Raw genomic sequence first — 13,297 nt, forward strand, 5'->3', positions numbered from 1 at the left:
TACCTGACGGATTACTACAACCATCAACGACCACACAGCTACAACGGATACAGAACGCCAGCGGAAACCGAATCACTGGCCGGATAAACCTAAACCAGTGTCCAGTTCTCGTTGACCACAACAGTCAGTTCAGGCGAAGAAGCTGCGTGGCCACGGGACGTCCTCCCCTCACCCCAACCCTCTCCCCAGAGGGGAGAGGGAGTCTCCAGTCGCTAGCGGCAGAGCAGCACCACCACCGCCACGGCCAATAGCAGCGATACGCTCTTCCAGAAAAGCAACGGGTTGCGTTCCAGCAGTGGCGCGCGGGTCTTGTTGAGGAAGGCTGCGCTGGGGTGGCGCAGCTCGTGGACGAATTCGGAAATGTCTTCGTAGCGCTTGTAGGGGTTGGGGTGGGTGGCCTTGCGCAGCACGTCGTCGATCCACGCCGGGACTTCGCGCTCGGTGTGCCGGGCGCTGTGGTAGACCAGTCGATTCTGCGCCGCCTGGCTGCGTGATTTCGCCACCTGTGCGCCATACGGCAGCTCACCGGTGAGCATCTGATAAGTGATCACTGCCAGGGAAAACTGGTCCGAACGTGGCGTGCCGCTTTCACCGAGGAAGTATTCCGGCGCGGTGTACTGCGCGGTGCCGAGCAGGTGGTCGCGGGCCAGTGGCGTGGTGATTTCCATCAGCCCGGCGACGCGGGTGGAGCCGAAGTCGATGATCTTCACCGTGCCGCTGCTGTCGATCATCACATTGTCTGGGCGCAGGTCCTGGTGCAGCATTTCCAGGCGATGGAAGGCGCGCAGGCCCTTGGCGATCTGTTCGACGATGCCGCGCACGGTTTCCAGGTCGGGTCTCGGGTGGTCGATCATCCACTGGCGCAGGGTCTGGCCTTCGACGAATTCACTGACGCTGTACAGGTAGTGGCGCTTGCGCGTCTGCGTGCAGGGCTTGAGCACGTGGGCGCTGTCGATGCGTCGGGCAATCCACTCCTCGGTGAGGAAGCGCTCCAGGTATGCCGCGTCGTGCTGCATGTCGATGGATGGGGTTTTCAGCACCACCGGCGTGTCGCCATCGCGCGCCAGGTACACGTGGCTGCGGCTGCTGGCATGCAGCTCGCGGACGATGGTGAAACCGTCGAACTCCATTCGCGCATCCAGCAACGGCGGGCAGGGCAATTCGCTGAGGGTCTGGTACAGCTCGCCGGCATCCTGCACCGGCAGCTCGTCGATGCGCACCAGCTGCGCCGTGAGGTTGTCCGTGCTGCCTCGGGCGTAGGCCAGGGCGACGATAGCGCGCGCGGCGGCGTCGAGGTCGGCGTGACTGTTGATCAACTCGACCATTTGCCGTGGGTCGAGGTGCTCGTGCACGCCATCGGTGGCGAGCAGGAACAGGTCGCCGACCTCCACTGGCACGGCGTGGTAGTCGAGCTCCAGTTGCGGGTTGATGCCCAGCGCCCGGCTCAGGTAGCTGACGTCCTGGCCGACCCACAGGCGATGGTCGTTGGTCAGCTGCTCCAGCGCGCCGCCGTGCAGGCGATAGATGCGCGCGTCGCCGCAGTGGAACAGGTGCGCGGTGGTGGATTTCAGCACCAGTGCGCTGAAGGTGCACACGTAGCCGCGATCCTGCTCGTAGCGGTACTGGCCCTGGCGCGTCTGCGCGTGCAGCCAGGAGTTGGTGGCGCTCAGCACGCGCTCGGCGGACTGCTTCACCGACCAGGCGTCTGAGGTGCAGAAGTAATCGGCAAGAAAACTGCTCACCGCGGTTTCACTAGCGATGTGGCTGACTTCGCTGCTGCTGATGCCGTCCGCCAGGGCGATGGCGATGCCCTTGGCGCCGAGCTGTAGCTCGGGCGGGATGTGCAGGCCGTGGAAGTCCTGGTTGCTGGGCTTGCGGCCCTTGTCGGAGTGCTGCCCGGTAGAAACGCGCAGTTGGCTGGGCATGGTTTCGCTCGGGCGCGGGTGGTGTAGGAGCGCGCTCTGCTCGCGAAGCCAGTCGCGGCAGAAGATCGCGAGCAGAGCTCGCTCCTACAGGGGGTTAGTTATAGGCGCGCTTGGCAGCGGTCTTCACGTGGGTGGTGTAGAGGGTCAGGCCGGTGAAGGCAATACCGCCGACCAGGTTGCCGAGGGCGGTGGGGATCTCGTTCCAGATCATGTAGTCCATCACCGAGAAATCGCCGCCCATGATCATGCCGAAGGGGAACAGGAACATGTTCACCACCGAATGCTCGAAGCCCATGTAGAAGAACAGCATGATCGGCATCCACATGGCGATGGTCTTGCCGCTGACGGTGGTGGAGATCATCGCGCCGACCACGCCCAGGGAGACCATCCAGTTGCACAGCATGCCGCGCAGGAAGATGGTCAGCCAGCCGGCGGTGCCGTACTCGGCGTAGCCCAGGGTACGGGCTTCACCGATGTGCGAGATCTTCTCGCCGATGGCGCCGGGGCCGGTGGAGAAACCGTAGGTGAAGACGAAGGCCATCATCAGGGCCACGGTCAGTGCGCCGGCGAAGTTGCCGGTGAACACCAGGCCCCAGTTGCGCAGTACGCCGCCCACGGTGACGCCCGGACGCTTGTCGATCAGGGCCAGCGGCGTCAGCACGAACACCCCGGTGAGCAGGTCGAAACCCATCAGGTAGAGCATCACGAAGCCGACCGGGAACAGCATGGCACCCACCAGCGGCGAGCCGGTCTGCACGCTGATGGAGATGGCGAATACGGCTGCCAGGGCCAGGATCGCACCGGCCATGAAGGCGCGGATCAGGGTGTCGCGGGTCGACATGAAAATCTTCGACTCGCCGGCGTCGACCATCTTGGTGACGAATTCGGCAGGGATCAGGTAGGACATCGGGGGTACTCGCTGTGTCGTTCGGGGTGGCCGCTCGCGGGCGAGCGGCCAGGAGGGTGCAGTTCTATGCGGTGACGCCGATTTCCACGGCATCGCCGTTGAGGCGCACCGGCCACACACGCAGGCGCTGCTCGGGGTATTCCAGGCAAGTGCCGTCGGCCAGGCGGAAGTGCTGCTTGTACAACGGCGAGGCGATCACCAGATCCCCCTTGAGCTGGCCGACGATGCCGCGGCCGATGACGTTGGCGCCGGATTTCGGGTCGCGGTTCTCGATGGCGAAGAGTTTCTCGCCCTCGAGCGTCTGCGGCAGGTGGAAGAGGGCGATCTGCTCGCCATCGAGCCAGGCGACCACGCCCGAGTTGGCGACCAGGTCTTGCGTGCTGCACAGCGGTTGCCAGGCAGTAGCCGGCAGGGATTGAGCGCGTACGGCGTTGGGCTGGCTCATCAGAGCACCTCCTCGAAGACGGGAATCAGGTGGAGTTCGCTGGCAGAAATGGGACGGCGTTGGCCGCGTTCCTTGACGAAGTGAATGTCCGGATCGGCGCGTTTGTCGTTGACGAAGGTGCGGAAGCGTTTGAGTTTTTCCGGGTCCTTGAGCGCGTTGGCCCACTCGCATTCGTAGCGGTCGACCACCAGTTGCATCTGCGCTTCCAGTTCGCCGGCCAGGCCCAGGCTGTCGTCGAGGATCACTGCCTTGAGGTAGTCCAGGCCGCCTTCCAGCGACTCGCGCCAGACCGAGGTGCGCTGCAGCTTGTCGGCGGTGCGCACGTAGAACATCAGCACGCGGTCGATCAGGCGGACCAGCGTTTCGTCATCCAGGTCGGTGGCGAACAGCTCGGCGTGGCGCGGACGCATGCCGCCGTTGCCGCATACATAGAGGTTCCAGCCCTTGTCGGTGGCGATCACGCCGATGTCCTTGCTCTGCGCCTCGGCGCATTCGCGGGTGCAACCGCTGACCGCGAACTTGATCTTGTGCGGCGAGCGCAGACCCTTGTAGCGGTCCTCCAGGCGCAGCGCCATGCCGACGCTGTCCTGCACGCCATAGCGGCACCAGGTGCTGCCGACGCAGGATTTCACCGTGCGCAGTGACTTGCCGTAGGCGTGGCCGGTTTCAAAGCCGGCGGCGATCAGCTCGGCCCAGATGTCCGGCAGTTCGTGCAGTTGCGCGCCGAACAGGTCGATGCGCTGGCCGCCGGTGATCTTGGTGTAGAGGTCGTATTTCTTCGCCACCGCGCCGATGGCGATCAGCCCGTCCGGGGTGACCTCGCCGCCGGGAATGCGCGGCACCACGGAGTAGGTGCCGTTCTTCTGCATGTTGGCCATGAAGGTGTCGTTGGTGTCCTGCAGCGGCACCAGCGTGGGGTCGGTGATCGACTGGTTCCAGCAGGACGCGAGGATCGAGCCCACCGCCGGTTTGCAGATGTCGCAACCGGTGTGGCCACGGCCGTGATGGGTCAGCAGCTCTTCGAAACTGATGATGCCTTCCACTCGCACGATGCCGTACAGCTCCTGGCGGGTGTAGGCGAAGTGCTCGCACAGGCTCTTGTCGACGGCCACGCCGCGGGCGCTCAGCTCGTGCTCGAAGACCTGCTTGAGCAGTGCACTGCAGCCGCCGCAGCCGGTGCCGGCCTTGGTCACGGCCTTGAGGTCGCCGAGGTCGGTGATGCCGGCGTCGACCTGGCAGCACACCGCGCCCTTGCTGACGTTGTGGCAGGAGCAGATGGTCGCGGTGTCCGGCAGGGCGTCGGCGCCCAGGGTCGGCGCGCCATCGGACAGCGGCAGGATCAGGCTGGACGGCTCCTGCGGCAGCTTGATGCCGTTTTGCGCGTACTGCAGCAGGGTGTCGTAGTAGCTGTTGTCGCCGACCAGTACGGCGCCGATCACATGCTGGCCGTCGCCGGAAACGACCAGGCGGCGGTAGCTGGCGCTGGCCTCGTCGATGAAGCGGTAGCTCTTCGCACCAGGGGTGGCGGCGTGAGCGTCACCGATGGAGCCTACATCCACGCCGAGCAGCTTGAGCTTGGTCGACATGTCGGCGCCGGTGAACGGCTCGTGGGCCTGGCCGACCAGTTGCGCGGCGAGGTTGCGCGCCATGGTGTAGCCGGGGGCGACCAGGCCGAACACGCTGCCGTTCCAGGAAGCGCACTCGCCGATGGCGAAGATCGCCGGGTCGCTGGTGCGGCAGTCGTTGTCGATCACCACGCCGCCGCGCGGGGCGACTTCCAGGCCCGAGCTGCGGCCCAGGGCGTCCTGCGGGCGGATGCCGGCGGAGAACACGATCAGGTCGGTTTCCAGGTATTCGCCGTCGTTGAAGTTCATCCGGTAGGCGTATTCCTCACCGATGACGATGTCCTGGGTGGCGCGCGACAGGTGCACACCCACGCCCAGGGCTTCGATGCGTGCACGCAGTGCGGCGCCGCCGTCGACATCCAGCTGCACTGGCATCAGCCGTGGGGCGAACTCGACCACGTGGGCTTCGAGGCCGAGGGATTTCAGCGCGTTGGCCGCTTCCAGGCCGAGCAGACCGCCGCCGACCACCACGCCACGGCGCGCGCTGCTGGCGGCCGTGCGGATGCCGTCGAGGTCGTCGAGGGTGCGGTAGACCAGGCGCGAATTGCCCTCGGCGCCCGGAATCGGCGGCACGAACGGGTAGGAGCCGGTGGCCAGCACCAGGCGGTCGTAGGCGCGGCGGCCGTGATGGGTAACCACTTCCTTGCGCTCGCGGTCGATCTCCAGCACCTGCTCGCCAAGGTGCAGGTGCACGCCGTTGCGGGCATACAGGTCGGCGTCGCCAAGGGCCAGGGCTTCGGCATCCTTGCCGCCGAAGTATTCGGAGAGGTGCACGCGGTCGTAGGCACGTTGGCGTTCTTCGCCATACACATGGATCTGGTACTGCGCCAGCGCGCCGCGCTCGATCAGTTGCTCGACACAGTGGTGGCCGACCATCCCGTTGCCGATGACGATCAGTGTTTCGCTTTTGATCGGAGTGACGATGGAGTTCATAGCCTGTCCTCGGTGGAAGCCGCTGCCGGGGCAACGCGGTTTAAAAAGCACAAAAAAAGCGCCTGGAGCTGGTGGGCAGCTCCAGGCGCCTTTGCCTGGTATTCAAGAATGTGTGGAGTGAGAGCCAGGGCCACGTTGCCCGGTTCACTCGTCTCGTGCCTGTGCAGGCTGTTGGTCGGCGGTGACCAAACGAGATGCACCGCCTGAAGGTCTGGCGGGCTTTGACAGGGCAATAGCAGATTGCGTGCCAGAGTTTTGGTTGGGTAGTTTCAAGTGGGGCGGGTGGGGTGCTGCAGCGCTTGTGTGGTGGGCTTTTGCGGTGATTAGCGCCAGGTGGTGCGCGGTTGTTTTTTGCGGTCTCTTTGGGGCTTTGTTTGGGGTGGCGAGCTGAACCAGAAGGGTGCGCAAGGGGTGTGCATTCCCTTTTTTGGGGCGATTCGTGCTGGGCGGAGCTCCAGCTTCCTCGTCGTCCTCGCGAAGGCGGGGGCCCAGGGCCGGCAGCTCGATTTATTCCGTATCACCGAGTCGGCTAGAGCCTTTCTGGTTTCCCGCCTGCGCGGGAACGACGGGGTGGGTATGGAAAGTTGCGCGGGAGCGTTGCGCTTCTCCGCGATAAAGCCCCTACGCAGAGCGTGGGAGCGATCATCGAGTGTGGGAGCCATCATGGCCGCGTGGATAGAACCCTCTCCCTCTGGGGAGAGGGCAGGGCGAGGGGGCAGGCCGTGCAGCTCGGGAAGAATGCTGTGGCCGATGCCCGCGTTCGGGTAGGGCGGGTGAAACCCGCGAATGCCCCTAGTTAAGCCGGTAGCGGGCCAGTTCCTGGTGGCTGAGCACGCGCATTTTGCTGGGTTCGATGCGTTGCATGTCGTCTGCCAGGCTGGCGGGGATGTTCATCTCGCGGAAGTAGGCTGCGGCGTTGTAGTGGGCGCCGGAATAGTTGCGTGCGGCCATGGCCGAGTCACCCTGGGGGAAGTAGGGGCGGTGAATGCCGACGTAGCCTTTCACGGTTTTCTTGTGCCCGGCGGCGAGCAGGTAGACGCACGTGCCCTGGCACACGCCGGTAGAGGGCACCAGGGCATCGAAACCGGTTTCGCGCAGCAGGCGACCCATGCGGATGGCCTCGGGCACGGCGCCGCCAATGCTGTCGAGCATGAGGATCTTCTGCGCGAACTTGCCGGGGTTGGCGCGCAAGCCCTTGAGCAGCGCCTCATAGTCGCCGGGGGATATTTCCTCGGACACCTTGGCCACCAGGATCAGGCCGATGCTCGGGTGCTTGACGGGCTCCACCTCGACCTTGGCCAGGGCCGTGGTTGAGCAAAGGGCGATGAGGCAGGCGAGTGCGCTGCGAAGTGCGGTACTGATCATGAAACGGGCGAATCTCTGACGAAGGCGGTGGAAGGCGCAGAAGATACCTGCCTCGGCGCCTTTGTGCACCGCTGCGTCGGCCCGGCAGTCGAGCTCACCGACCAGCAACCGCCGTCCGCAGCAAGCGCTCCAGCTGCTCATGCTCCCAGCGACTCAATAGCTGCACGGGGTCTGTGCCAAAGCGCTGCCAGGTGTCGGCGCCAGCGGCTCGGCCATCCGGCGCCTGGCACTCGGCGCAGTAACCGAGGGCAGTACCGTCGGTGCACAGCGTGAGCCGCCAGCCATCGATCAGCACCGCTATCTGGCCGTCATGGCATTGGCTGCAGCTTGTGTCCAGCACACGGGTGCCGAGCGCCACGTCGCGCAGTAGCTGGTACACCTCGCGTGCGCTGAGGGGCGAAGGGTTATTCACTCGGGACATTCCGGTGGGGCCATACACCGGCGGGATCGGCGTTTGTCGCGCGCCAATCCCGCCGTTGCTCAGGCGTGCGGCAAGGCTGGCGTGCGGGGCGGGATCAGGCGTTTCGAGCCGGTCGACTCATACGCCGCCGCCAAGCGCAGCAGGGCCGAGTCGTCGTAGGCGCGACCGGCGAAGGTCAGCCCGACGGGCATGCCGATATCCGCCATCACCCCCATCGGCACCGTGACCGTGGGCACGCCGAGGTGGCGGATGGCGAGGTTGCCGTTGGCGACCCAGATGCCGTTGCTCCAGGCAATGTCGGCAGACGCCAGGTTCACATCGGCGTCTGCCGGGCCCACGTCGGCGACGGTGGGGAACAGCACGGCGTCGAGGCCGAGGCCGTCCATCCACTCCTCCAGGTCGAGGCGTCGCGTCGCTTCCAGCCCGCGCAGGCCGTCCGCCAGGGTGGCGATCTGGTCCCAGGGGGTGATGCCGCGCTGCGCCATCTTCACGTATTCGTCCATGCCGGCGGCCAGCTCGTCTTCGCGATTGGGCAGGGTGCCCGGGTCATGCGGGAAGATCTGCGGGCCGTCAACATCGGCCAGTTGGTTGAGCTTCGGGTCGCCGTTGGCACGCAGGAAGTCATCGAAGGCCCAGCCGGACAGTTCCCACAGCTCGTCATGCAGGAACTCCCTGGACACCAGACCGCGGTTGTACACGGTCGGCGCGCCGGGACGGTCGCCTTCGCAGTTGGACACCAGCGGGAAGTCGACCTCCACCACTTCGGCGCCGGCGTCTTCCAGGGCCTTGCGGGCGGCTTCCCAGAGGGCGATCACTGTGTCGCGGGTGTGGATGCGCTGGCCGGTCGGGCCGCCGATGCCCGGCTTGTCGCTGGTTCCGGCTTCTTCGTCCTTATTGATGAACATGCGTGGCACGCCAAAGCGCTTGCCCGCCAGCGCGTCGGCCGTCGCGGCCAGTTCCAGGTAGGACGCCGGGCGCACCGAGGCGACGCTGGGGATCGGCACCCAGGGCTGCAGTCGCCACAGATCGCCGCGTTTGTCTGCGTCTTCGGCGACCACCACATCGAGTACTTCGAGCAGGTCGGCCATGGTCCGCGCATAGGGCACCACCACGTCCATGGTCGGTGTCAGCGGCCAGTTGCCGCGTACCGAAATCACCCCGCGCGATGGCGTGTAGGCGCACAGGCCGTTGTTCGAGGCCGGGCCGCGCCCGCTTGACCAGGTTTCCTCGGCCAGGCCGAAGGCGGCGAAGCTGGCAGCGGTGGCGGTGCCGGCGCCATTGGAGGAGCCGGAGGCGAAGGGTGCGGTGAGGTAATCCGCGTTATACGGGCTTTCCGCGCGGCCATAGACGCCGCGCTGCATGCCGCCGTTGGCCATGGGCGGCATGTTGGTCTTGCCCAGGCAGATGGCGCCGGCAGCGCGCAGGCGTTCGATGGTGAAGGCATCACGGTAGGCGACCAGGTCCTTGAAGGCCGGGCTGCCGGAGGCGGCGGTCAGGCCTTTGACCAGGTAGCTGTCCTTGGCCGTGTAGGGGATGCCATCCAGCGGGCCGAGGGTTTCGCCACGGGCGCGGCGGGCGTCGGCAGCCTGCGCCTCGGCGAGTGCCTCGGGGTTGCGCACCACCACGGCATTCAGCGCGGTGGCGGTAGCAGGGCCGTCGTAGGCGTCGATCCGGGCGAGATAGGCCTGGACCAGCTCAACCGCCGTGGTGCGACCGGATTCGAGCGCGGCGCGCAGTTCGGCAATGGAAACTTCGGTTACTTCAATCATGCTGTCACCGCTGACTTTTATGAATGTGGGCCACAAATTCTCGGGGGAGCAGGCGCTCGATCATTGCAAACGCGGCACGCCTATCACGCCTCGTCGCATGCTATGACGTGATGGCGCCGGGCTTGCAACCTGGGCCGATGAGGCTCCCCGGTGGGCTATTTTGCACCAAACAAGAGCGCAGCCGCTGCAGCGATTCGTTCGCCATCGCCTGGCCAGGAGGGCGGCGCGCCATTACTGGCCGTCACGCCGCCAGTTCCGTAATATCCGCAGCTTTTTGGCGGCGTGCCAGGCCGTTCTCTCGGGGGTGAAACATGCAAGTAAAACGTCTGCGCGCCGATGTGCTGGCCGGGCTCACCACCTCGTTCGCCCTGGTGCCCGAGTGCATTGCCTTCGCCCTGGTGGCTCACCTCAATCCGCTGATGGGGCTCTATGGTGCCTTCATCATCTGCACCCTCACCGCGCTGTTCGGCGGTCGACCGGGGATGGTTTCCGGCGCCGCCGGCTCGATGGCCGTGGTGATCGTCGCCCTGGTGGTGCAGCACGGCGTGCAGTACCTGCTCGCCACCGTGCTGCTCGGTGGTTTGCTGATGGTCGCGTTCGGCCTGTTGCGTCTGGGCAAACTGGTGCGCATGGTGCCGCACTCGGTGATGCTGGGTTTCGTCAACGGCCTGGCGATCATCATTGCCTTGGCCCAGTTGGAGCACTTCAAAGATGGCGAGGCCTGGCTCAGCGGTAATGCGCTGTACCTGATGCTCGGCCTGGTGGCGCTGACCATGGCCATCGTCTACCTGTTGCCGCGCCTGACCCGCAGCGTGCCGCCGGCGTTGGTGGCGATCCTTGGCGTGGGGCTGGCGGTGTACCTGCTCGGCCTGCCAACCCGCACCCTGGGCGACATGGCGCATATCGCCGGTGGCCTGCCGGCTTTTGCCCTGCCGGACATCCCCTGGAACCTCGACACCCTGCGCATCATTGCCCCCTATGCAGTGCTGATGGCCCTGGTCGGCCTGCTGGAAACCCTGCTGACGCTGAACCTGACCGACGAAATCACCGAGAGCCGTGGCTACCCGGACCGTGAATGCGTGACCCTGGGTGCGGCCAATATGGTGTCCGGCGTGTTTGGCGGCATGGGTGGCTGCGCGATGATCGGCCAGACCGTGATCAACCTCAGCTCCGGCGGCCGTGGCCGGCTTTCCGGCGTGGTTGCCGGGGTGATGATCCTGCTGTTCGTGCTGTTTCTCTCGCCGCTGATCGAGCGCATCCCGCTGGCCGCGCTGGTCGGGGTGATGTTCGTGGTGTCGCAGCAGACCTTCGCCTGGGCCTCGCTGCGGGTGCTGAACAAGGTACCGCGCAACGATGTGCTGGTGATCATCGCCGTGACCACCATCACCGTATTCACCGACCTGGCCACCGCCGTGCTCTGCGGTATCGTCATCGCCGCGCTCAACTTCGCCTGGCAGCACGCCCGCGAGCTGTATGCCGAGAGCCATCTGCAGGCCGACGGCAGCAAGCTCTACAGCCTGCACGGCACGCTGTTCTTCGCCTCGACCACTGCGTTTCTCAACCTGTTCGATACCGCCAACGATCCGGATCGGGTGACCCTCGACTGTCGCCACCTGAGCTTTGTCGACTACTCGGCCATCGCCGCGCTGAAAACCCTGCGCGAGCGCTACAGCAAAGCCGGCAAACACCTGCGCGTGCTGCACCTGTCCGAGCGCTGCAAGCAACTGCTCAAACGTTCCGGTGTGCAGCACGACTGAGTCGCGCGCTGGCCCACGCGCTTCCCGGCGCAACGCCCCGGCGTGTGTTGGCACGGGTGTATTCGAGGTTTTGCCATTCAGGAAAAAGGCTTTTGCGCGACCTGTGCGTTCTGCCAGGCCCTGTTGCTTGCGTAGGCTCCCGGCGACACCAAGAAAAACAAGGGAACTCACGATGAACCGGTTCATCCCGAACCTGCTGGCACTCGCAGTCGCTTTTTCCTCTCTGGAAGCCATGGCCGCCGCCGATCTGGTACTGGTCAACGGCAAAATCTTCACCGCCGACCGCGCCCAACCCCAGGTACAGGCCATCGCCGTGGAAAACGGCAAGGTCCTGCAAGTGGGCAGCAATGCCCAGATCAAGGCCCTGGCCGATGGCAGCACGCGGGTCATCGACCTGGCGGGCAAGCGCCTGATGCCGGGCCTGATCGACTCCCACTCCCACGCCATCTTCGGTGGCCTGGAACTGGCCTCGGCGAACATGGCCGACGAGAAGGTCGACCTGGCCGAGCTGGAAAAACGCCTGCGCACCTGGCGTGACGACGGCACCGCCCGGCATGGCGATGTGCTCAACGTGGGCGGCATGAGTTCCAGCTACTGGTCCCAGGCCGAAGACCTGGGCAAACGCTTCAACCAGGGCGAGTGGGCGCAAGAGCCGGTCGTGCTGGCCGGTAGCGACCACCACACCGGCTGGGCCAACCAGGTGATGCTCAAGCGCGCCGGCATCGACAAGGCGCTGATCGCCAGCCTGCCCAAGGCCGAGCGCGACACCATCGGCACCCTGAAAAATGGCGAGCCCAACGGCTTTGTCGTCGACGCCGGCTGGGACCGTGTGGCCAAGGTGCTGCCGGCGCCCAGTGATGCAGAGCTGCTGCGCGCTGCCGAAGCGGCCGTGCACTTCAACAACAGCCAGGGCATCACCGCCTGGATGGACCCAGCGGCCAACGCCGCACCGGGCGAGGCGGTGTTCAACCTCACGCCAACCGAGAAAAGTGTCGGCATCATCCCGGCCTACAAGGCCCTGGCCGAGAAGGGGGGCCTGAATGCCCACGTCGCGGCGCTGATGGTGGCCAACCCGAAAAGCCGCCCGGCAGACCTGGAGGTGCTGGAGAAAGTGCGTCAGCAGTTCCAGGGCGTGCCCAACCTGACCCTGCCCGGCATCAAGATCTTCGCCGACGGCGTGCTGGAGTTCCCGGCGCAGAGCGCGGCGTTGCTCAGCCACTATCACAACTCGGAAAAGCAGGGCGAGCTGCTGATCGACCCGGCCCACTTCGGTGAACTGGTCAGCGCCGCCGATGCCCGCGGCTGGCTGGTGCACATCCACGCCATCGGCGACCGCGCCGTGCGTGAATCGCTCAACGGCATCGAGCAGGCGCGCAAGGACCGGCAAAGCGGCGTGACCCACTCGATCACCCACCTGCAGCTGGTCAATCCGCAGGAATTCGCGCGCTTCAAACCGCTCGGGGTGATCGCCTCGATGCAGCTGCTGTGGGCTTCGGCGGATGACTACACCATGGACCTGGTCAAACCCTATGTGAGCGCCGAGGCGTTCCGCTACCAGTACCCGGCGCACTCGCTGCTGGCCCAGGGCGCGACCATTGCCGGTGCCAGCGACTGGCCGGTGTCCTCGCCGAGCCCGTGGTACGCCATCGCCCAGGCCGTGACCCGCGAAGGGCCGAAAGGCGTGCTCAACGCCGACGAGCGCATCGACCGCGAAACCATGCTCTACGCCTACACCCTCAACGCTGCCAAGGCCATCGGCCTGGAGCAGCAGATCGGCTCGCTGAGCGCTGGCAAGCAGGCTGACTTCGTGATCCTCGACCGCGATGTATTCAAGGTCACCGACGCGGAGCTGGCCGAGACCCAGGTGCTGTCCACCTACTTCGCCGGCCGTGAGGTGTACACCCCGGCCAAGTAAGCGCCCGCAACACCCACAACGCCACCTTGCCGCACTGCCGGCAAGGTGGCGTTGTGCTTTCTGGCTGGGGCAGGGCTAGCCGAATGCCAGCGGGGTGTTCCGCGTGTTGCTGGACAGCTTGCAGGCAACACCATATTTTTCGGTCTGGTCTTGTCTGGTGCTGCTTTCCCTTCAGCGGAAATTGCATTTGTCTGGGGTGGCTCTAGAAGTAGAGGCGGTTTAGCGTGGATAAGGG

Annotated in this window: 9 protein-coding genes; 2 read left to right on the plus strand and 7 right to left on the minus strand. The window is 65.5% G+C overall.

Features of this window, described 5'->3' with window-relative positions:
• Positions 1–212: 212 nt before the first annotated feature.
• The 7 genes from H3H51_RS20845 to H3H51_RS20875 all read right to left on the minus strand — a co-directional run bounded on the left by H3H51_RS20845 (position 213) and on the right by H3H51_RS20875 (position 9,390).
• Positions 213–1,925, minus strand: a complete 1,713-nt coding sequence (locus H3H51_RS20845; RefSeq protein ID WP_183091011.1) for a bifunctional protein-serine/threonine kinase/phosphatase — start codon at positions 1,923–1,925, stop codon at positions 213–215.
• 94 nt (positions 1,926–2,019) lie between these two features.
• On the minus strand, positions 2,020–2,832 hold the full coding sequence (locus H3H51_RS20850; RefSeq protein WP_183091012.1) for a formate/nitrite transporter family protein: 813 nt from the start codon (positions 2,830–2,832) through the stop codon (positions 2,020–2,022).
• 64 nt (positions 2,833–2,896) lie between these two features.
• The gene (gene nirD, locus H3H51_RS20855) at positions 2,897–3,277 is read right to left on the minus strand and encodes a nitrite reductase small subunit NirD (RefSeq protein WP_183091013.1); all 381 of its coding nucleotides are present in this window, start codon (positions 3,275–3,277) and stop codon (positions 2,897–2,899) included.
• A complete protein-coding gene (gene nirB / locus H3H51_RS20860) occupies positions 3,277–5,835 on the minus strand; it encodes a nitrite reductase large subunit NirB (protein WP_183091014.1) in 2,559 nt (852 codons plus the stop codon). Before nirB ends, nirD begins: the two co-directional genes overlap by 1 nt.
• A 792-nt stretch (positions 5,836–6,627) precedes the next feature.
• Complete coding sequence (locus H3H51_RS20865) at positions 6,628–7,200, minus strand: COG3904 family protein (protein WP_183091015.1); 573 nt, start codon at positions 7,198–7,200, stop codon at positions 6,628–6,630.
• Between the two features lie 94 nt (positions 7,201–7,294).
• A complete protein-coding gene (locus H3H51_RS20870) occupies positions 7,295–7,612 on the minus strand; it encodes a DUF7693 family protein (RefSeq protein WP_456237009.1) in 318 nt (105 codons plus the stop codon).
• A gap of 68 nt (positions 7,613–7,680) precedes the next feature.
• Positions 7,681–9,390 carry an amidase gene (locus H3H51_RS20875; RefSeq protein ID WP_183091017.1) on the minus strand — a complete coding sequence of 570 codons (1,710 nt, stop codon included), beginning with the start codon at positions 9,388–9,390 and terminating at the stop codon, positions 7,681–7,683.
• Between the two features lie 311 nt (positions 9,391–9,701).
• Here H3H51_RS20875 and H3H51_RS20880 point away from each other — a divergent pair, with 311 nt between their 5' ends.
• Both H3H51_RS20880 and H3H51_RS20885 read left to right on the plus strand, forming a co-directional pair.
• Positions 9,702–11,147 (plus strand): SulP family inorganic anion transporter, encoded by a 1,446-nt coding sequence (locus H3H51_RS20880; RefSeq protein ID WP_183091018.1) that lies wholly within the window; start codon positions 9,702–9,704, stop codon positions 11,145–11,147.
• Between the two features lie 172 nt (positions 11,148–11,319).
• Positions 11,320–13,062 carry an amidohydrolase gene (locus H3H51_RS20885; protein WP_183091019.1) on the plus strand — a complete coding sequence of 581 codons (1,743 nt, stop codon included), beginning with the start codon at positions 11,320–11,322 and terminating at the stop codon, positions 13,060–13,062.
• The last annotated feature ends 235 nt before the right edge of the window (positions 13,063–13,297 follow it).

The organism is Aquipseudomonas ullengensis (assembly GCF_014174475.1).
Lineage (GTDB): Bacteria > Pseudomonadota > Gammaproteobacteria > Pseudomonadales > Pseudomonadaceae > Aquipseudomonas > Aquipseudomonas ullengensis.

Bases quoted from the DNA above. Each gene is read 5' to 3' on its own strand.
- H3H51_RS20845 (WP_183091011.1), bottom strand. From the start codon at position 1,925: ATGCCCAGCCAACTGCGCGTTTCTACCGGGCAGCACTCCGACAAGGGC.
- nirB (WP_183091014.1), bottom strand. From the start codon at position 5,835: ATGAACTCCATCGTCACTCCGATCAAAAGCGAAACACTGATCGTCATC.
- nirD (WP_183091013.1), bottom strand. From the start codon at position 3,277: ATGAGCCAGCCCAACGCCGTACGCGCTCAATCCCTGCCGGCTACTGCC.
- H3H51_RS20850 (WP_183091012.1), bottom strand. From the start codon at position 2,832: ATGTCCTACCTGATCCCTGCCGAATTCGTCACCAAGATGGTCGACGCC.
- H3H51_RS20865 (WP_183091015.1), bottom strand. From the start codon at position 7,200: ATGATCAGTACCGCACTTCGCAGCGCACTCGCCTGCCTCATCGCCCTT.
- H3H51_RS20885 (WP_183091019.1), top strand. From the start codon at position 11,320: ATGAACCGGTTCATCCCGAACCTGCTGGCACTCGCAGTCGCTTTTTCC.
- H3H51_RS20875 (WP_183091017.1), bottom strand. From the start codon at position 9,390: ATGATTGAAGTAACCGAAGTTTCCATTGCCGAACTGCGCGCCGCGCTC.
- H3H51_RS20880 (WP_183091018.1), top strand. From the start codon at position 9,702: ATGCAAGTAAAACGTCTGCGCGCCGATGTGCTGGCCGGGCTCACCACC.